This window comes from Mycobacterium interjectum (assembly GCF_900078675.2).
GTDB classification, from domain to species: domain Bacteria; phylum Actinomycetota; class Actinomycetes; order Mycobacteriales; family Mycobacteriaceae; genus Mycobacterium; species Mycobacterium interjectum.
In genome coordinates, this window is record NZ_LT546236.1 from 423,825 (window position 1) to 442,899 (window position 19,075).

At 69.5% G+C, this 19,075-nt stretch carries 14 protein-coding genes and 3 pseudogenes; 10 read left to right on the forward strand and 7 right to left on the reverse strand.

Going from position 1 to position 19,075, the window contains the following annotated elements; translation table 11 throughout:
* The first annotated feature begins 9 nt into the window (after nucleotides 1-9).
* The 6 genes from BN4348_RS31875 (at nucleotide 10) to BN4348_RS31900 (ending at nucleotide 6,436) form a co-directional block, all read left to right on the forward strand.
* Nucleotides 10-1,239: a 5-(carboxyamino)imidazole ribonucleotide synthase gene (locus tag BN4348_RS31875; protein ID WP_084453902.1), complete on the forward strand. Its 1,230-nt coding sequence runs from the start codon at nucleotides 10-12 to the stop codon at nucleotides 1,237-1,239.
* Entirely contained in the window at nucleotides 1,232-1,747 is a 516-nt protein-coding gene (gene purE, locus BN4348_RS31880) for a 5-(carboxyamino)imidazole ribonucleotide mutase (protein WP_066908120.1), read from the forward strand. Before BN4348_RS31875 ends, purE begins: the two co-directional genes overlap by 8 nt.
* Before the next feature lie 27 nt (nucleotides 1,748-1,774).
* On the forward strand, nucleotides 1,775-2,941 hold the full coding sequence (locus BN4348_RS31885; protein WP_066908123.1) for an acyl-CoA dehydrogenase: 1,167 nt from the start codon (nucleotides 1,775-1,777) through the stop codon (nucleotides 2,939-2,941).
* A gap of 291 nt (nucleotides 2,942-3,232) precedes the next feature.
* Nucleotides 3,233-4,387: a PP2C family protein-serine/threonine phosphatase gene (locus tag BN4348_RS31890; protein WP_235852646.1), complete on the forward strand. Its 1,155-nt coding sequence runs from the start codon at nucleotides 3,233-3,235 to the stop codon at nucleotides 4,385-4,387.
* A 71-nt stretch (nucleotides 4,388-4,458) separates the two neighbouring features.
* The gene (locus BN4348_RS31895) at nucleotides 4,459-6,012 is read left to right on the forward strand and encodes a sensor histidine kinase (protein WP_084453904.1); all 1,554 of its coding nucleotides are present in this window, start codon (nucleotides 4,459-4,461) and stop codon (nucleotides 6,010-6,012) included.
* Nucleotides 5,996-6,436, forward strand: coding sequence for a response regulator (locus BN4348_RS31900; protein WP_066908132.1), 441 nt, complete (start codon nucleotides 5,996-5,998; stop codon nucleotides 6,434-6,436). The genes BN4348_RS31895 and BN4348_RS31900 overlap by 17 nt, the downstream gene beginning before the upstream one ends.
* Before the next feature lie 4 nt (nucleotides 6,437-6,440).
* Here the strand turns inward: BN4348_RS31900 and BN4348_RS31905 are convergent, their stop codons facing one another.
* The 4 genes and pseudogenes from BN4348_RS31905 to BN4348_RS31920 all read right to left on the reverse strand — a co-directional run bounded on the left by BN4348_RS31905 (nucleotide 6,441) and on the right by BN4348_RS31920 (nucleotide 10,178).
* Nucleotides 6,441-7,301 carry a PstA family ABC transporter permease gene (locus BN4348_RS31905; RefSeq protein WP_096866047.1) on the reverse strand — a complete coding sequence of 287 codons (861 nt, stop codon included), beginning with the start codon at nucleotides 7,299-7,301 and terminating at the stop codon, nucleotides 6,441-6,443.
* Nucleotide 7,302: 1 nt separating this feature from the next.
* Entirely contained in the window at nucleotides 7,303-8,277 is a 975-nt protein-coding gene (gene pstC / locus BN4348_RS31910) for a phosphate ABC transporter permease subunit PstC (protein ID WP_066908135.1), read from the reverse strand.
* A 23-nt stretch (nucleotides 8,278-8,300) separates the two neighbouring features.
* Nucleotides 8,301-9,356: pseudogene (pstS, locus tag BN4348_RS31915) on the reverse strand (phosphate ABC transporter substrate-binding protein PstS); the annotation flags it as partial.
* 6 nt (nucleotides 9,357-9,362) lie between these two features.
* Nucleotides 9,363-10,178 (reverse strand): ATP-binding cassette domain-containing protein, encoded by an 816-nt coding sequence (locus BN4348_RS31920; protein WP_084453905.1) that lies wholly within the window; start codon nucleotides 10,176-10,178, stop codon nucleotides 9,363-9,365.
* 297 nt (nucleotides 10,179-10,475) lie between these two features.
* On the opposite strand from BN4348_RS31920, the gene pstS (BN4348_RS31925) reads away from it, so the two are divergent.
* Nucleotides 10,476-11,576 carry a phosphate ABC transporter substrate-binding protein PstS gene (gene pstS, locus BN4348_RS31925; RefSeq protein ID WP_066908141.1) on the forward strand — a complete coding sequence of 367 codons (1,101 nt, stop codon included), beginning with the start codon at nucleotides 10,476-10,478 and terminating at the stop codon, nucleotides 11,574-11,576.
* Nucleotides 11,577-11,596: 20 nt separating this feature from the next.
* Nucleotides 11,597-13,302: pseudogene (locus BN4348_RS31930) on the forward strand (serine/threonine-protein kinase PknD).
* Here BN4348_RS31930 and BN4348_RS31935 read toward each other — a convergent pair.
* Nucleotides 13,254-14,474 (reverse strand): CoA transferase, encoded by a 1,221-nt coding sequence (locus tag BN4348_RS31935; RefSeq protein WP_066908143.1) that lies wholly within the window; start codon nucleotides 14,472-14,474, stop codon nucleotides 13,254-13,256. The pseudogene BN4348_RS31930 and the gene BN4348_RS31935 sit on opposite strands and share 49 nt — an antisense overlap.
* A 12-nt stretch (nucleotides 14,475-14,486) precedes the next feature.
* Nucleotides 14,487-15,401, reverse strand: coding sequence for a class I SAM-dependent methyltransferase (locus tag BN4348_RS31940; protein WP_066908146.1), 915 nt, complete (start codon nucleotides 15,399-15,401; stop codon nucleotides 14,487-14,489).
* A 110-nt stretch (nucleotides 15,402-15,511) separates the two neighbouring features.
* On the opposite strand from BN4348_RS31940, the gene BN4348_RS31945 reads away from it, so the two are divergent.
* Both BN4348_RS31945 and BN4348_RS31950 read left to right on the forward strand, forming a co-directional pair.
* The gene (locus BN4348_RS31945; RefSeq protein WP_066908149.1) at nucleotides 15,512-17,116 is read left to right on the forward strand and encodes an AMP-binding protein; all 1,605 of its coding nucleotides are present in this window, start codon (nucleotides 15,512-15,514) and stop codon (nucleotides 17,114-17,116) included.
* 74 nt (nucleotides 17,117-17,190) lie between these two features.
* The gene (locus tag BN4348_RS31950; RefSeq protein WP_066908153.1) at nucleotides 17,191-17,847 is read left to right on the forward strand and encodes a cation transporter; all 657 of its coding nucleotides are present in this window, start codon (nucleotides 17,191-17,193) and stop codon (nucleotides 17,845-17,847) included.
* A 7-nt stretch (nucleotides 17,848-17,854) separates the two neighbouring features.
* Here BN4348_RS31950 and ctpC read toward each other — a convergent pair.
* Nucleotides 17,855-19,015 (reverse strand): annotated as a pseudogene (gene ctpC, locus BN4348_RS31955) (manganese-exporting P-type ATPase CtpC); the annotation flags it as partial.
* Nucleotides 19,016-19,075 lie beyond the last annotated feature (60 nt).

Here is a 19,075-nt window from a genome sequence, read left to right on the forward strand (position 1 = left end):
AGTGACACCATGATGGCCGTGCCGAGCAGACGCCCTCCCTTCCGAACCCCTTTGCGAACTGCTTCCGTGGCGATGGTCGGCGGCGGGCAGCTCGCGCGCATGACGCACCAGGCCGCGATCGCGCTGGGCCAGACGCTGCGGGTGCTGGCCACCGCCCCCGACGAATCGGCCGCGCAGGTCACCCCCGACGTGGTGATCGGTTCGCACACCGATCTCGAGGACCTGCGCCGGGTCGCTGCCGGGGCCGACGTGCTGACGTTCGATCACGAGCACGTCCCCACCGAGCTGTTGGAGAAGCTGGTCGCCGAGGGCGTCAACGTCGCGCCGCCGCCGCAGGCCCTGGTGCACGCCCAGGACAAGCTGGTGATGCGGCGGCGCCTGGAGGCCCTCGGCGCACCCGTGCCGCGTTATACCGAGATCCGAAGCGTCGACGAGCTCGACGCGTTCGCGCGGCGGATGGGCGGCCCCGTGGTCGTGAAAGCGGTCCGCGGAGGTTACGACGGGCGCGGGGTGCGGATGGCCCGCGACCCTTCGCACGCTCGGGAAATCGCGGAAAGCTTCCTGGCCGATGGGGTGCCGGTGCTGGCCGAGGAGCAGGTGAACATGCGTCGCGAGCTATCGGCGCTGGTCGCACGCTCGCCGTTCGGGCAGGGCGCCGCGTGGCCGGTGGTGGAGACGGTCCAGCGGGACGGGATCTGCGTGCAGGTGATCGCGCCGGCGCCGGAGTTGCCCGACGACGTCGCCTCGGCCGCCCAGCGGCTGGCGCTGCGGTTGGCCGCCGAGCTGGGCGTCGTCGGTGTGCTAGCGGTGGAGCTGTTCGAGACCACAGGCGGCGACCTGCTCGTCAACGAGCTCGCGATGCGCCCACACAACTCCGGGCACTGGACCATGGACGGCGCGCGCACCGGCCAGTTCGAGCAGCACCTGCGCGCGGTGCTGGACTATCCGCTCGGCGACACCGACGCCATCGCGCCGGTGACCGTGATGGCCAACGTCCTCGGCGCCCCGCAGCAGCCGGCGATGTCCGTCGACGAGCGGCTGCACCACTTGTTCGCGCGGATGCCCGACGCCCGCGTTCACCTCTATGGCAAGGCCGAACGGCCGGGACGCAAGGTCGGCCACGTCAACTTCCTGGGTGCCGACCCGGCGGAACTCCCCAGGCTGCGTGAGCGCGCCGAGCTGGCGGCACACTGGTTGTCACACGGGCAGTGGACGGACGGATGGGATCCACATGGCTAACGCTCCTCGCGTCGGGGTGATCATGGGCAGCGACAGCGACTGGTCGGTGATGTCCGACGCCGCCGCGGCGCTGGCCGAGTTCGACATACCCGCCGAGGTCCGGGTGGTCTCGGCGCATCGCACGCCCCAGGTGATGTTCGACTACGCGCGCGGCGCGGCCGACCGCGGCTTGGAGGTGATCATCGCCGGCGCCGGGGGCGCCGCCCACCTGCCCGGAATGGTCGCCTCCGCCACGCCGCTGCCGGTGATCGGGGTCCCGGTGCCGCTGGGCCGCCTCGACGGTCTGGACTCGCTGCTGTCGATCGTGCAGATGCCGGCCGGCGTTCCGGTGGCCACGGTTTCCATCGGCGGGGCCCGCCACGCGGGGCTGCTGGCCGTGCGCATCCTGGCGTCCTCCGACCCGGCGCTACGGGCCCGCGTGGAGGCGTTTCAGGCCGAGCTGGCCGAGACCGTGCGCGCCAAGGATGCGGCGCTGCAAGAACGCCAGGGTAAAGTTACCGGCCAGTAGCCTGGCAGGACGCAAGAGGAGGCCGAGATGGCTGGATGGGCCGGAAACCCGTCGTTTGATCTGTTCCAGTTGCCCGAGGAGCACCAGGAGTTGCGGGCGGCGATTCGCGCGCTGGCCGAGAAGGAGATCGCTCCGCACGCGGCCGACGTCGATGAGAACGCGCGCTTCCCGCGGGAGGCGCTGGAGGCGCTGAACGCCTCGGGGTTCAACGCCGTGCACGTGCCCGAGGAGTACGGCGGGCAGGGCGCGGACTCGGTGGCGGCGTGCATCGTGATCGAAGAGGTCGCCCGGGTGGACGCCTCGGCGTCGCTGATCCCGGCGGTGAACAAGCTGGGCACCATGGGCCTGATCCTGCGGGGTTCCGACGAGCTGAAGAAGCAGGTCCTGCCGGCCATCGCCGACGGGACGATGGCGTCCTACGCCTTGAGCGAGCGCGAGGCCGGCAGCGACGCGGGATCGATGCGGACCCGGGCCAAGGCCGACGGCGACGACTGGATCCTCAACGGCGCCAAGTGCTGGATCACCAACGGCGGCGAGTCGAGCTGGTACACCGTGATGGCGGTGACCGATCCCGACAAGGGCTCAGGCGGCATCTCGGCGTTCATGGTGCACCGCGACGACGAGGGCTTCACCGTCGGGCCGAAGGAAAAGAAGCTCGGCATCAAGGGCTCGCCGACCACCGAGCTGTACTTCGAGAACTGCCGCATCCCCGGCGACCGGATCATCGGCGAGCCGGGCACCGGCTTCAAGACGGCGCTGGCGACGCTGGACCACACCCGCCCCACCATCGGGGCCCAGGCCGTGGGCATCGCCCAGGGCGCGGTGGACGCCGCGATCGCCTACACCAAGGACCGCAGGCAGTTCGGCGAGTCGATCAGCAGCTTCCAGGCCGTGCAGTTCATGCTGGCCGACATGGCGATGAAGGTGGAAGCCGCGCGGATGATGGTGTACCAGGCGGCCGCCCGCGCCGAGCGCGGCGAATCCAACCTCGGCTTCATCTCCGCGGCCTCGAAGTGCTTCGCCTCTGACGTGGCGATGGAGGTGACCACCGACGCCGTGCAGCTGTTCGGCGGCGCCGGCTACACCACCGACTTCCCGGTCGAGCGGATGATGCGCGACGCCAAGATCACCCAGATCTACGAGGGCACCAATCAGATTCAGCGCGTGGTGATGTCGCGGGCGCTGCTGCGCTGAGGACCGCGCCGCTGCCCGGTTCAGCTCGTGGGCGGACAAACCCGAGGCCCTCTTGGGGACTCACGGGCGCACCGCATAGGATCACCGACGGCAACCATTTGGAGTGGTAAGGCCGAGCCCACAGTCGGTAAACAGGCACCGACCATCCACGCGACCGTCGTTACACAGCAAAGGGTCTTACCGCGGCCAGGGGGTCTCAGTGAAAATCGCGGCTACCCGGGCGCATCGTCGGATGATCGGGAATTGATCCCCGTGCGCGCTCCCGTCACCCCGGCGGCGCAGTGGCAGTCATTGTCGTTGTTGTTGGTCGAGGACGACCGCGCCGACGCGGTGCTCGTCGAAGACCTGATCGCGGACGCCCTCGCCGATATCCGGGTGACCTGGGCGCAGTCGATGGCGCACGCGGAGCGCGAGCTCGCGACGGCCCGGCCCGACTGCGTGCTGCTGGACCTGCACCTGCCGGACGCCAGCGGGATGGACGCGCTGGACCGCATCGCCAAGCGCGACGCCACCGTCCCGATCGTCGTGCTGACCGGGCTGAACGACGAATACTTCGGGGCATCCGCCGTCGCGGCCGGCGCGCAGGACTACCTGGTCAAGGGGCGCGTCGAGCCCGAAATGCTGCGGCGCGCGCTGCTTTACGCGATCGAGCGCAAACGGGCCGAGCTCATTTCCGCCGACCTGCATGCCAGCCGGCTGCGGGCCCGGGAAAACGCGCTGCTGGAACGCGGCCTGCTGCCCTCGCCGCTGCTGCTGGAGTCACCCGGCGTCGACATCGTCGCCCGGTACCGGCCCAGCCGCGAGGACGCGTTGTTGTGCGGCGACTTCTACGACGTCGTGCAGACGCCCGACCGGGTGGTGCACGTCCTGATCGGCGACGTCGCCGGCCACGGACCGCACGAGGCGGCCCTGGGCGCGGCGCTGCGCATCGCGTTTCGTGCGCTCACTTTCGCCGGCGTGCACGGTGTGGAGCTGATGCGGCAGCTCGAACGGGTGCTGCACTCGGAACGAACCGGGACCGGCATCTTTGCGACGGTGCTCAGCCTGGCCATCCACCCCGACAGCCCGCGCGTCACGGTGCTGCGCGCCGGCCATCCGGGGATGTTGCTCCAAAATGGTGCCGGCTCGAAACCGGTCGAATGGGTCGAGCCCCCGGCCGGCCCGGCGCTGGGCCTGCGCGCCGACGACTGGCCGCGGCACGACCTGGAACTGCCGACGGGCCAGGGCCTGCTCCTGCTGACCGACGGGCTCTTCGAGGGGTATTCGGGCGAGGGCAACCGGCGGCTGGGCGAGGACGGCCTGCTCGAGCTGGCCCGCAGGCACGCGCACCTGCCCGGCCCGGCGTTCGTCGACGCGCTGATCGACGGCGCCCAGCTGCTCGCCGAGCCGCGCGGCGGGCTCACCGATGACATCGCCGTGCTGCGCGTCGAGCGGACAACGGCGTGAGCCCCGCCCAGCGCGCGCCGCGCCTGGCGCAGCTCACCGTGCGCGGCTGGCAGTTCCTGGTGCTGTTCACGATGGGCGTGACGGTGCTCGCCGGCGCGATCGTCGGTTGGGCGTTGCTGCAGCACACCGACCAGATGTCGCACGCGGTGATCGACGGCATTGGGCCGGCGCGGGTGGCCGCCGGTCAGCTGCAGGCGGCGCTGCGGGACCAGGAAACGGGGATGCGCGGTTATGTGATCACCGACGATCGCCAATTCCTCGCCCCGTACTACGACGGGCAACACGAGGAACAGGCTGCCGCCGAGGAAATGCGGCGCCGGCTGAGCCAGCGCCCCGACCTGATCGCGGACCTCGACGCGATCGAGAAGGCGGCCGCCAAGTGGCGGGCGACCTACGCCGAGCCGTCGATCGAGAGCGTGGCCCCGAATGGCCGCAACGTCACGAACCGGCCGGCGGCCGAGCGGGGCAAGGTCGAATTCGACCACCTGCGTTCCCTTTTCGACACCCAAAACGCGAACCTCGCCGCGGCGCGGAACCGCGCGGTCGACGACCTCCGACACACCGACGCGTGGCGGGACCGGGTGCTGGGGGCGATGGTGTTGCTGTTCTTCGGCACTGCCGCGGCGCTGGGGATTTTGATGCGCGACACCGTCACCCGCCCGATCGCCGCTCTGGCCGCCGCATGCCGGCGGATCACCCGGGGCAGCTTCGGCGAATCCATCTCTCCGCCGAGGCGGCCCAAGGACATTCGCAGTATGGCCATCGACGTGGAGAACATGCGGGAACGGCTGGTCGAAGAGCTCGAGGTATCCCGTTCGGCCCGAGCGCTTCTGGACGAACAGGCGGCCGAGTTGCGGCGTTCGAACGCCGAACTCGAGCAGTTCGCCTACGTCGCGTCGCACGATCTGCAGGAACCGCTGCGCAAGGTCGCCTCGTTCTGCCAGTTGCTGGAAAAGCGTTACGGCGACCAGCTCGACGGTCGCGGAATCGAATACATCGGCTTCGCCGTCGACGGGGCCAAGCGCATGCAGGTGCTGATCAACGACCTGCTCACCTTCTCGCGCGTCGGCCGGCTGGGCACCACCCAAACCGCGGTCGAACTCGATGAGGCGCTGGACGCCGGCCTGGCCAACCTCGCCACCGCCATCGAGGAGGCCGACGCCGAGATCGTGCGGCCGCCCCAGCCCCTCCCGCAGATCATCGGGGATCCCACACTGCTGACGATGCTGTGGCAGAACCTGATCGGCAACGCGATCAAGTTCCGGCACAAGGACCGCCGCCCCCGCGTCGTCATCGACTGGGAACACCGCCCCGGCGAGCACGGCGGTCACGGCGGTGAGTGGTTATTGTCGGTGTCGGACAACGGCATTGGCATTGCGGAGGAGTTCACCGACAAGGTCTTCGTCATCTTCCAGCGGCTGCACGGCCGCGAGGTGTACTCCGGAACCGGTGTCGGCCTTGCGCTGTGCAAGAAGATCGTCGAGCACCACGGCGGCACCATCTGGGTCGACACGGCCTACACCGACGGGGCCCGATTCCGGTTCACCCTGCCCATTGCCACGCCCGTGAGCGCGAACGCGGTAAGCCAGCAACCCGAAGGAGCCCATGATGACATCGGACGGTAGAGCCATCGAGATCCTGCTCGTCGAAGACGATCCGGGCGATGAGCTCATCACCCGAGAAGCGTTCGAGCACAACAAGCTCAAGAACAATTTGCACGTCGCGCACGACGGGGAGGAGGGCCTGGACTTCCTCTACCGGCGGGGCCCCTTCGAGGGTGCGCCGCGGCCCGACCTCATCCTGCTCGACCTGAACCTGCCGAAATACGATGGCCGCCAGCTGCTGGAGAAGGTGAAGTCCGACCCGGACCTGTCCCGCATCCCGATCGTCGTGCTGACCACCTCCTCGGCGGAGGAGGACATCCTGCGCAGCTACGAGCTGCACGCCAACGCCTATGTCACCAAGCCGGTCGACCTCGACCAGTTCATCAACGCGGTCCGGCAGATCGACGAGTTCTTCATCCAGGTGGTGCGGCTCCCGGGCGTCTGACGGTTCACGCCTCGGCGTGTCGCCGGGCCAGCCCGGTGACCAGCCGCCCCGCGACGATCAGCAGCAGCAGTAGCACGATCAGCAAGAACGCCGCGTCGTACGACAGGTCCTGGGCGGTCTTCGACGGCAGGTTGTAGAACGTCCAGATCGGATAGGTCAGGTAACCGACCGGCGATCCGGTGAGCTTCCCGGTCGGCAGCGACGCTGACCAGCCCGCCGTGTACAGCATCGGCGCCGTCTCGCTGACCGCCAGCGCGAGCGCCACCAGCAGGCCGGTGACGATCCCGGGAGTCGCCGGCTTCAGGATGATTTTGCGCAAGGCCCAGTTGGTCGGCAGCCCCAGCGCCGCCGCGGCTTCGCGATACGACGTCGGGACCGCGCACAGCGCGGACTCGGTGGCCCTGGTGATGTACGGGATGCTCATCACCGACAGCACCAGCACCCCGGCCGCCAGCGAAAACCCCCAGTCGAAGTACACCACCAGCGCGAGGTAGCCGACGTAGCCGAGCACGATGGCCGGGACCCCGGACAGCACCTCGTAGGCGCCGCGCAGCACCGAACGGGTTCTGCCGGTGGCGAATTCGGACAGGTAGATCCCGGACAGCACGCTCACCGTCCCGCCCAACAGCATGACGCCGAGACCGAGGACGGCGGTCCCGACGATCGCGTTGCGCAGGCCGCCGCCGTTGCCCTGCGTGTCCTGGGTCAGCACGCTGAGGTGGAACACGGGCAAGGCGCGGCCGACGACCCCGATCAGCATCCACAGCGTCGGTGCGACCACCCCCGCCAGGCAGCAGGAGCAGGCCGTCCAGAACAGCGCGTTGGCGATCCTGCGCCGAACGGTGACCGAGGGCAACCGGCTCACCTCAGACCCCCCGTCCCACCGGCAGCGCGGTTCGAGACTTCCGGCGCACCAGAGCCCGGGCGGCCACGTTGGTCAGCAACGTGATGACCATCAGCACCAGGGAAACCTCCGCGAGCGTTTCCACCGCGAAGTTGGTGGAATCGGTCAGCGCCGAATCCAATTGCGAGACAATGGTCGCCGCGATCGTGGTCATGGTCGAGTAGATGTTGTCCGGCATCGCACCCAATTCCGCGCCGGAGACCATTGCGACGGCCATCGTCTCCCCGAGCGCACGTCCGAGCCCGAGGACCACGGCGCCGACGATGCCGCTAAAGACCCAGGGCAGTGTGACCCGGCGCGCGCACTCCCAGTCGGACATGCCCAGCGCCCTCGCGCCCTCGCGCGGGAGCGGGGGCACCTGGCGAATCAGGTCACGGGTGGTGGCGGCGATGATGGGGATGATCATGACGGCCAGCACCAGTCCGGACACCAGCATGCCCTCGCCGTTGCCGGTGTCGCCGCGAAAGTAGTTGAGCACCGGCATATCCGGGGTGTTGCGGGCGATCACGGGAGCGACGCGGTGGGCGATGAACGGTCCGAAGGTCATGGCGCCCCACAGTCCGACGACGACGCTGGGAATGCCGGCCAGCAACTCGAGCACCGTGCCGACGGCGGAGGCGAGGCGTCGCGGCAGCCGCTCGGCGATCGCAAACGCCGCGCCCAGTGACACCGGCACCGCGACGATCAGGGCGATCGCGGAGCTGGCCAGGGTGCCGACGATCAGCGGCAACGCCCCGTATTCGGCGCCGGACGGATGCGAGACACCTTGGGTGACAATGGTTCCCCCATAGGTATTGCCCGGATTCCATGCCGTGGCGGTGAAGAAATGCAGCCCATTGAGCCGGATGGCGCCCGCCGCCTCGACGACGAGCGTGGCCAACACGAACACGAGGGCGAGCAGCGGGATCACCGCCCCGGCGGCGCCGGCCCACCGCACCCGTCTCTTATATACATCGAGCTGTGTTTAAGAGAGAGGAACCGCTGCGNGTTCCCGTCGGTGACCGCCCAGTGCAAGAACGCCTGAATCGTCTGTGCGACAGCGGGATCCTTCTGATTGCTGTACACGATGGCGTACTCGTAGTTGACGATCGGGTAGCCGTCGGGGGCGGGCCCGTTGATCAGGGAGATCACCTCGTTCGCCGGGGTTTGGGCGGCGAAGCCACCGGCCTCGGCGGCAATGCTCTGGGCGTCGGGCAGCAGGTAGCTGCCGGCCGCGTTGCCCAATTGCGCCTCGCCCAGGCCCTTCTGGCCGGCCTGGTCGAGGTAGCTGGTGCCGATGTAGGCCACGCAGCCGGGCGTCTGGGCGCAGCCGGTCACCATGCCGCCGGCTCCGTTCTCACCCAGGGCGCCGGGCACCGCCGGGAAGTCGACGGTGGTGTTGTAGCCCGGCGACTTGCCCCAGCCGTCGGGATCCTGCTTCGACAGGTACTGGGTGAAGACGAAGGTGTCGCCGGCGCCGTCGGAACGATGTAGCGGAACCACCGGCTCGGCGGGCAGGTTCACGCCGGGGTTGAGCGCGGCGATCTGCGGATCGTTCCACGCCTTGATTTTGCCCTCGTACATGGCCGCCAACACTTTGCCATTCAGCTTGAGGTGCTCGTTGACGCCGGGCAGGTTGTAGTTGACCTGCTCGGCGGACGTCGCCAGCGCGATGTTCATCAGCCCCTTGTGCGCTGCCATGTCGCCGTCGGACAGGTAGGCGCCCGAGGCGCCGATGTTGACCGCCCCGGCGGCGGCCTGTGCGATGCCGGCGCCCGACCCGGTGCTCCCGGTGGTGATCGAGACGTTGGGATAGCGGGCGTTATAGGCCGGCGCCCACAGGTTCATCAGCGGGTAGAGTTCCGTCGCACCGGTTTCCGCCAACGCCATCTTCGACGTCGCCGGCTCGGAAAACGGGGTGGCGGCCCCGGCGCCGCCGGACGCCGGGGCCGGCGAACCGCCGTTCGAATTCGACCCGCAGGCCGCGGCCAGCAGCACGGGCACCGCGATCAACGCGGCGCGCACACGAATTCCCATGGGACCTCACCTTTCACTGCCCCCTTTTGCAACCCCGCTCGTGCCCCCATCGGCCCCGACCACCACCCCGAGCAGCCGGCGGTCGCCGAACAATCCGGAGATGTAGCGCGCGGTCTCCGCGCGCTCCGGTGCGAGGAAAAGCTGTTCGGTGGGACCGTCCTCGATCAGCCTGCCGTCGGAGAACAAGGCGGTCCGGTCCCCGATCCGGGCGGCCTGCGCCAGGTCGTGAGTCACCATGACCACGGTGAGCCGGCCGGCGAGCGAGCGAATCAGCGCCTCGATTTTCTCGGTCGTTGTCGGGTCCAGCGATGAGGTGGGCTCGTCGAGCAGCAGCACCTTCGGGCTCACGGCGAGGGCACGGGCCAGGCACAACAACTGCTGCTGACCGCCCGAGAGCCGGAACGGGGAATCACCGAGCCGATCCTTGACCGCATCCCACAGGCCGACTTCGGTGAGCCTGGCCTCGGCGAGTGATCCGAATTCCCTGCGCCGCACCAACTTATGGGCGCGCACGCCGGCCAGCACGTTGTCGATGATGGACATGGGGAACGGGTTGGGCCGCTGGAACAGCATGCCGACCCGGCGCCGAAAGCCCATCAGGTCATCGATTTCGAAGATGCTGTGCCCGCCCAACAAGACGTCGCCGTCGTGCCGGTAGCCGCGGACGCCGTCGTTCATCCGGTTCAAGGTGCGCAGGAAGGTCGTTTTGCCCGAGCCGGTCGGACCCAGCAGGGAGGTGACCGCGCGCGGGGGGAAGTCCAGGCTCACGTCCTCGAGCACGGTCTTGCCGCCGAGGCTGAGTGTGAGGTGCACCGCCCTCATGGCCGGTGTGGCGCAATCGGTCCCGGCGCCGCCGGTCTCGGCGTCGAGCTGCGCAAGGGACGTGGACACTCCATCAAGCTACGTCGCGGTGCGGCAACAAGACCCGCCCGCGGGCATCCTCTAGACATCTTCAAAGGCGGCGCTCAATGCCTGCCCAGCTTTCGGCGCCCGTCAGTTTCTGATGATGGGCAGAGCCGCCGCTCATCGTGCGCTCATCTTCGACCGCTTCGATGTTCAAGGGGGCTTGCCGGTGGCGGGTGTAGTTCCGCCGCCCTGAGTTTTGAGGAGTTCCCGGTGATGTCGAACCGAACCCGCGTCGTGCTCGGTCTACTCGCCGTGGGTGCGGTCGTCTTGGCGGGCTGCGGCAGCACGACCCACGCGTCGTCGGGACCCGGCCCGTCGGCCGTGCAATGCGGCGGCAAGAAACAACTCAAGGGCAGCGGGGCTGCCGCTCAGGAGAATGCGATGGAGCAGTTCGTCTACGCCTACGTCCACGCCTGCCCCGGGCACACGCTGGACTACAACGCGAACGGCTCCGGCGCGGGCGTCACCGATTTCGTCAACAACATTTCGGATCTGGCCGGTTCCGGCGACCCATTGGATCCCTCGAAGGGTCAGGTGGATCGGGCGGCGCAGCGGTGCGGTTCGCCGGCGTGGGACCTGCCAACGGTTTTCGAACCGATCGCGATCACCTACGACGTCGGCGGCGTGAGCGCGCTGAGGCTCGACGCGGCCACGCTCGCCAGGATCTTTGACGGCGCCATCACCAAGTGGAATGACCCGGCGATCACGGCGCTGAACCCCGGTACCGGCCTGCCGTCGGCGCCCATCCGCGTCTTCTTCCGCAGCGACCAATCGGGCGACACGTCCAACTTCGAGCAATACCTCGTCGCCGCGTCCAACGGTGCCTGGAGCCGGGGCGCCGGCCAGACGTTCAATGGGGGCGTCGGCGAGGGCGGCGTCGGCGACAACGGCACTTCGGCGGAGGTGCAGGGCACCGACGGGTCGATCACCTACAACGAGTGGTCATTCGCCGTCGGCAAGCAGTTGAACATGGCCCAGATCGTCACCTCGGCCGGTCCGGATCCGGTGTCGATCACCACGGACTCGGTCAGCAAGACGATCGCCGGGGCGACGTTCAAGGGGCAGGGTGACGACCTCGTGGTGGACACCTCGTCGTTCTACCGGCCCACGCAGTCCGGCGCCTATCCCATCGTGGAGCCGACCTACGAGATCGTCTGCTCGAAATACCCGGATTCCGCGACCGGGGCGGCGGTCAAGGCGTTCATGCAGGCCGCGATCGGTCCGGGTCAAACCGGTTTGGACCAGTACGGGTCCATTCCGCTCCCCGGCGCGTTCCAGTCGAAAATTGCGGCCGCCGTGAACGCGATTTCGTGACGACCGAAAGGAGTGCGGCGGTGAACGATTCGGTGTCGCGGGTGGGTTTGCGGTTCGGGCCCTATCAGCTGAGGCGGCTGCTGGGCCGCGGCGGGATGGGGGAGGTGTATGAGGCCGAAGACACCCGCAAGCACCGGATCGTCGCGCTGAAGCTGATCTCGCCGCAGTTCTCCACGGACGCGACTTTTCGCGTGCGGATGCGGCGCGAGGCCGACACCGCAGGCCGGCTGACCGAGGCGCACATCGTGCCGATCCACGACTACGGCGACATCGACGGTCAGTTCTACGTGGAGATGCGCATGATCGACGGCGTCTCCCTGCGCGCGCTGTTGACGAACTACGGCCCGTTGCCGCCGGCGCGCACCGTCGCGATCATGCGCCAGATCGCGGCGGCGCTGGACGCCGCCCACGCCAACGGGGTCACCCACCGCGACGTGAAACCGGAGAACATCCTGCTTACCGACGACGACTTCGCGTACCTGGTGGACTTCGGAATCGCCCGTGCCGCAGCCGATCCCGGGCTTACCCAGAGCGGCGTCGCCCTGGGCACCTACAACTACATGGCCCCGGAGCGGTTCACCGGCGACGAGGTCACCTACCGCTCCGACATCTATGCGCTGGCCTGCGTGCTGGGCGAGTGCTTGACCGGGGCGCCGCCGTACCGGGCCGACAGCGTCGAACGATTGATCGCCGCCCATCTTCTCGAGCCCGCCCCGTGCCCAAGCCTGTTGCGGCCCGGCCGGATTCCACCGGGGCTGGACGCGGTGATCGGCAAGGGCATGGCCAAAAACCCGGCGGATCGCTATTTCTCCGCCGGGGACCTGGCCGCGGCCGCCCACAGCGCGCTGACCGCGCCCGAACAGCAGCAGGAAGCGACGATCCTGCGGCAGGGCGAGTATGCGACACAGCTCGCCAGCGGCGCGGGCCGCGCCCGGACCAACTACGCCGGTCCGGATGCCGCGCCGGCCGGGGCAACTATGGTCCGGCCGGTGCCGTGGGGCNCCGCCTGTCGCCGGGCGGGGTGGCGCTGGACAAGGCCGGCGACGTATACGTCACCAGCGAGGGCATGTACGGGCGCGTGGTGGAGTTGGCACCCGGATCGGGCACCCCGACGGTGCTGCCGTTCAGCGGTCTCTATCAGCCCCAGGGGCTGGCCGTGGACAACGCCGGTGCCGTGTACGTGGCCGACTTCGACAACCGGGTGGTGAAGTTGACGGCCGGGTCGACCAGCCAGACCGTGCTGCCGTTCACCGGCCTCAACTACCCCGAGGGCGTCGCGGTGGACGGCCAGGGTGACGTCTACGTCGCCGACCGGGGCAACAACAGGGTGGTGAAATTGGCGGCCGGGTCGGATGCCGCGACCGTGCTGCCGTTGACCGGCCTCAAAAACCCCGACGGCGTGGCCGTCGACCCCGCCGGCAACGTCTACGTCACCGACACGGACAACGATCGGGTGCTGACACTGGCCGCCGGGGCCAGCGCCCAGACCGTCTTGCCATTCACCGGCGTCGCGGCGCCGTGGGGCATCGCGGTGGACAACTCCGGCGACGTGTTCGTCACCGAGCACGACAGCAGCCAGGTGCTGAAATTGCCGGCCGGTTCCAACACTGCGGCCCTGCTGCCGCTGACCGGCCTCAACACCCCCTTGGGGGTGGCGGTGGACAAGAACGGCAGCGTCTACGTGGCCGACCGCGGCAACGACCGAACGGTCAAGCTGTCGGCCTGATCGAGAAACTCCGCGTTGTGCTGCCCGGCGGCGGGCGGGGGATCGGTGGCCGCGGCGTCGAAGCTCGAGTAGCGCGCCGGCATGCGGACCACGGTCATCGCCTCCGCACCGTTGCCGACCCGCAGGGCCAGCTCGTTCTCGGCGAACAGCGGGGTGTCGACCACCTGCTTCCAGGTATAGGCCAGGCAGGCCATCAGGCCGCCGTCCTGCAGCAGCTCAACCCATTCCGCGGCGGTCTTGGCGGCCAGCGCCGACTCGAGTTCCTCGGTCAGTTCCGGGTAATTCATTGCGCGCGAACGCTGATCGATGAACCGCTCGTCCTGCGTCAAATCCGGCCGGCCGATGATCTGGCACAGCTTCGCCCAGTGCTTGGGCACGTAGGCGCTGATCACCAGGTAGCCGTCCGCGGCTTTGAAGGCGTCCGACGGCTGGGTGGCGAACCCAACCCCCTTGCGCTTCTTCGCTTTTGGCTGCGAGTCGGACGGGGGCGCCTGGGTCGGCTTGTTCAGGTGAATCGTGAGCTGACTGGCCTGCAGCCCGACCGCGACGTCGTACATCGCGACCCGGACGACCTCGGCCACCCCGTGCCGCTCCCGGTTGAGCAGCGCGGCCAGCACGGCCTGGGCCAGCACGTGGCCGCTGGCGGCGTCGACGAGTTGGAACGGGATGATCTGCGGTTTGCCCGTCGGCGTGGGCATCCCGGTGGTCATGCCCGATTCGGCGGCGACCATCAGGTCGACGCCCGGCCTGCTGCCGTGCGGGCCGTTGCCGCCGTAGGCCGACAGGCGCGCGTAGATCAGCCTCGGATTGCGCGCCCGCAGGTCGTCGGGGCCCAGCCCCAGGCGTTCCATCACGCCGGGGCGAAACCCTTCCAGGACGACGTCGGCGGTGTCGGCCAGCCGCAGTATCTGCTGCCTGTTGTCGTCGGAGGTCAAATCGACCGCCAGCGATTTCTTGCCCCGGTTGTGCGGCCAGAACAGCGTGGGCAGCGGCGGGCGCCCGGGCAGCACCACGGTGATCTGCCGGGCCGCCTCTCCGCCGGGTGCCTCGACCTTGATCACCTCGGCGCCCAGGTCGGCCAGCACCTGCCCGGCCAGCGGCCCGGCGATGTTCTGGGTGAAGTCGAGCACCCGGTAGCCGTCAAGGGGCTTGGGGGGCTTGGTGTTTGGCATGTCGGCCTTCCTTTAACCCGCCTCGTGCAGCACCGCGGTGCAGTAGTAGTTCCTGGCGAACGGCGCATCGCGTCCGTCGGGCTGCAACGGTAATCCGTTGTCGGCCAACAGCCGATTCAAGGGCGTGCGGACCGGCCGCCAGCCGCGGTCGGCCAGGTAGGTCGCCACGTCGTTGCGCTCGCCGGGGAAGCCCAGGTCGCCCAGCGCGATGTCGAGGCCGTTGTCCCGCCACTTTTCGCTCGCGGCGTTCAGCGCATCCCCGCTGATCCCCGTGTTCCAGAACACCTCGGCCACCAGCCGGCTGCCGTCGGCGCTGAGCTCGGTGACCTGATCGAGCAACCGGTCCTGGGCCTCGGCCGGCAGGAACCCGAGCAGGCCCTCGGCGGCCCAGGCGGCCGGCCGGCCGGTGTCGAAGCCCGCCTGTCGCAGCGCCGACGGCCAGTCGTGGCGCAGGTCGATCGGCACGGGCCGCAGGTCGGCCGCGGGCGCGGCGCCGAGCTCGGCGATGGTGGCGGACTTGAACGCAATGACTTCGGGTTGGTCGACCTCGAACACCGTCGTGCCCGCCGGCCAGGGCAGCCGATAGGCGCGGGCGTCCAGACCCGAAGCCAGGACGACGACCTGGCGGAGGCCCGCTTCGCTGGCCTCGGCGAAGAACGCGTCGATGAAGCGCGTGCGGGCGGCCATCATGTCGGTCATGCGCTGCATGCCCCACGGGGCACCGGGAACGTCGACGTCCGCGGAGCTCAATTCGCCCGCGGCCCACCGGGTCATGAAGTCCACCCCCACGGCGCGCACCAGCGGCTCGGCGAACGGGTCGTCGATCAGCGCGTCCCGGGTCGCCCGGGCCCTGCCCGCGGCCACCATGGTCGCGGTGGCCCCCACGCTGGTGGCCAGGTCCCAGGTGTCGTCGTCGGTGCGCGCCATGTCATCCCTTCCCGGTTTACTCGTGAGCCACAATAACGGTGACCAAAGACCCCGCCGGCGGTGGCGTTGCGCCCTTACCGGCGCCGCGACCGATCGGCAGACTCGGGTGAATGGCCCGGCAAATATTCAGGCGTCTCGAATTGGAAACCGCGTCGCTGCTGTTGTACGCCCGGTCCGGGGGACTGCGAATGATCCCGCCCGGCCGGATCGCGGCGGTGCTGCGGGCCCGCGACCGCTACGGCCTGATGGGCGCGGCGACGGTGATCGCGGCCGCCCGGGACCGCGACGGGCTGGCGCTGATCGATGAGCGCGGTCCGCTGAGGTTCGGCGAGCTGGATGCGCGGACCAACGCGCTGGCCAACGAGTGGCGCCGGCGCGGGTTGGGCCCCGGCGCGAGCGTGGCCATCCTGACGGGCAATCACCGGGGCTTTTTGGAAGCGGTGTACGCGGCCGCCAAGTGCGGCGCCGAGATCCTGTTGCTCAATACCGGCTTCGGCCCGACGCAGCTCGCCGAGATGCTGGCCCGCGAGGGCGCCGACCTGCTGGTGTACGACGAGGAATACGCCGCCGCGGTCGCCGAAGTCCATCCGCGGCTGGGTCGCGTTCGGGCCTGGGCCGACGCGCCGGGTGCCGAGACCCTGGACGCGCTGATCGAGCGCGGCGACCCCGGCCCGCCGCCGCGCTCCGGTGGCCGGCCCAAGATCGTCATCTCCACCAGCGGGACGACCGGGGTCCCCAAGGGCGCCAAGCGGTCGGAGCCCTACTCGCTGATACCGGTCGGCGGCCTGCTCGGCAAGGTGCCGTTCCGCGGCCGGCAGGTCACCGAATGCTGTGTACCGCTGTTTCATTCGATGGGATTCAGCCACGCGATGTACGCGATGGTGCTGGGCTCGACGCTGGTGCTGCGCCGCCACTTCGATGCCGAACGGGCCCTGGACAGCGTGGCCGCGCATCGGGCCAGCGCCATGATCGTCGTGCCGGTCATGCTGCGGCGCATCCTCGACCTGGGCTGGGCGGCCCTCGCCGAACACGATCTGTCCTCGTTGCGCATCGTGTTCGTCGGCGGATCCCAACTCGGCGCCGGGCTGGCCACCCGCGCGATGCGGGACCTGGGGCCCGTGGTCTACAACATGTACGGCTCCACCGAGGTCGCCTACGCCACCATCGCCACGCCCGCCGACCTGGCCGTCGAGCCCGGGTGCGTGGGCGCGGTGGTGCCCGGGTCGGTGGTCAAGGTTTTCACCGGCGAGGGGCGCGAGGCTCCCGTCGGGACGCCCGGGCGGATCTTCGTCGGCAACGTGCTGGCCTTCGAGGGCTACACCGGCGGCGGCACCAAGGAGTCGATCCGGGGCCTGATGGCCACCGGCGACATCGGCCATTTCGACGCCGCCGGCCGGCTGTTCATCGACGGGCGCGACGACGAGATGATCGTCTCCGGCGGGGAGAACGTGTATCCCGGCGAGGTCGAAGAGGCGCTGGCGCAGCACCCCGGCATCCTCGACGCCGCGGTCGTCGGCGTCAGCGACGAGGAGTTCGGGCAGCGGCTGCGCGCCTACATCGTGCTGCGCCCGGACGCGGCGCTGACCGAGCGGGACGTCAAGGACTACATCCGAAATCGCCTGGCTCGCTTCAAGGTTCCGCGCGACGTGGTCTTCGTCGACGCGCTGCCGCGCAACGCGGGCGGCAAGGTGCTCAAACGATTGCTGCCCGTGTGACCGTCTAGACACGGTTGTGTCACGGCGGCGTGTGCGGGCGCCCGTCCCCGGCCCGCCGTCGCTAGCCTCGCGCCATGACCACTTTTCCCCTCATCGCCGATGAGTGCGGCGTCGCCCCGGCGCGCGACGCCGGCTGGCAGCGCAACGCGCAGTGGGCGCGGCGGCTGGCCTGGATCGGCCTCGCGGTGGTGCTCGTCGAGGGCGCCGTCGGCCTGTGGCAGGGACTGTTGGTCGGATCCATCGCGCTGACCGGCTGGGCGCTGGGCGGTGGCGCCGAGGCACTGGCCAGCGGGGTGGTGATTTGGCGTTTCAGCGGCACTCGGACCCTGTCCGAGACGGCGGAGCGGCGAGCGCAGCGCGGGGTGGCGGTGTCGTTCTGGCTGACCGCCCCCTACGTCGCCGCCGAGTCCATTCGCGACTTCGCCGACCAACATCATGCTCAGGCTTCCCTGATCGGCATCGCGTTGACGGCCACCGGCTTTTTGCTGATGCCGATCCTGGGCTGGGCCAACCACAAGCTGGGCGCGCGGTTGTCCTCGCACGCCACCGAGGGCGAGGGCACCCAGAACTACCTGTGCGCCGCGCAGGCCGCCGGCGTGCTGGTCGGCCTGGCGATTACGGCACTTTCGTCGAGCAATTGGTGGTTTGACCCCGCGATCGGTCTCGCCATCGCCGGCATTGCGGCCTGGCAGGGTATGCGGGCCTGGCGCGGCCAGGACTGCGGCTGCTGATCAGCGGTCAGTCCAGCCGATACCGGATCAACCGTGAGCTGTTGGCCACCACCGCCACCGACGACGCGTTGTGCAGGATCGCGGCCAGCACCGGGGACAGCGCGCCGCCCGCGCCGATGATCAGCCCGGCGGCGTTGACGGCGATGGACATGCCGTAGTTCTCGCGGATGACGTCGACGGCGCGGGCGCCCAGGTCCCGCACGTCGAGCAGGCGATGCAGGTCGTCGTTGGCCAGCGCGACATCGGCGGTCTCGACGGCCACATCGGTACCGGCCAGGCCCATGGCGATCCCGATGTCGGCGGCGGCCAGCGCCGGGGCGTCGTTGATGCCGTCGCCGACCATGCCGACGACGAAGCCCTGCTCCTGCAGCTCGCGCACCGTGGTGAGCTTGTCCTCCGGCATCACCTCGGCGCGCCACTCGTCGATGCCGAGCTCGGCGGCGACCACCTCGGCGATGTCGGGATGGTCGCCCGTGAGCATCACGATGCGGCGAATCCCGTTGGCCCGCAACTCGTTCAGCACGTCGGCCGCCTCCGGGCGCACCTCGTCGCGCAGGCTGATCAGGCCGACCAGGGTGCCGTCCACGGCGAGCAGCAGCGGCGTCTCGGCCCGGCGCCGCAGCTTGTCCACCCATTCCGAGGCCTTCTTCGACACCTTCACCTTTTCGGCGCGCAACAGCGACGGGCTGCCCAGCAGCAGGGTCCGCCCGTCGGCCCAGGTCCGCATGCCCAGCCCCACCAGCACCTCGCACTCCTCGTGCGGCGGGATGCTGATGTGGCGTTCCTCGGTCGAGCGGATCACCGCCTCGGCCAGCGGGTGCCGGGAGTGGATCTCCGAGCTGGCCGCATAGGCCAGCACCTGCTCGGGCTGCCAATCCTTATGCATCGCAACGATGTTGGTGACCACCGGTCGCCCGACGGTCAGGGTGCCGGTCTTGTCGAACACGATCGCGTCGACCTGGCCCGCCTGTTCGAGGTGCGACCCGCCCTTGATCAGGATGCCGCGGCGCGCGCCGTTGCCGATCGCGGCGCTGATCGCGGTCGGGGTGGCCAGGCCCACCGCGCACGGGCACGCGATCAGCAGCATGGTCATCGCCCGGCGCACGTCGCCGGTGACGGCCAGGGTGATGGCGGACACGATGAACGACGTGGGAACGAAACGGCGGGGGGAGGTATTGGCGGAGGGCCGGCTCGGCACCCGGCAGTCTGTGGCTCTTTTATCCACTCA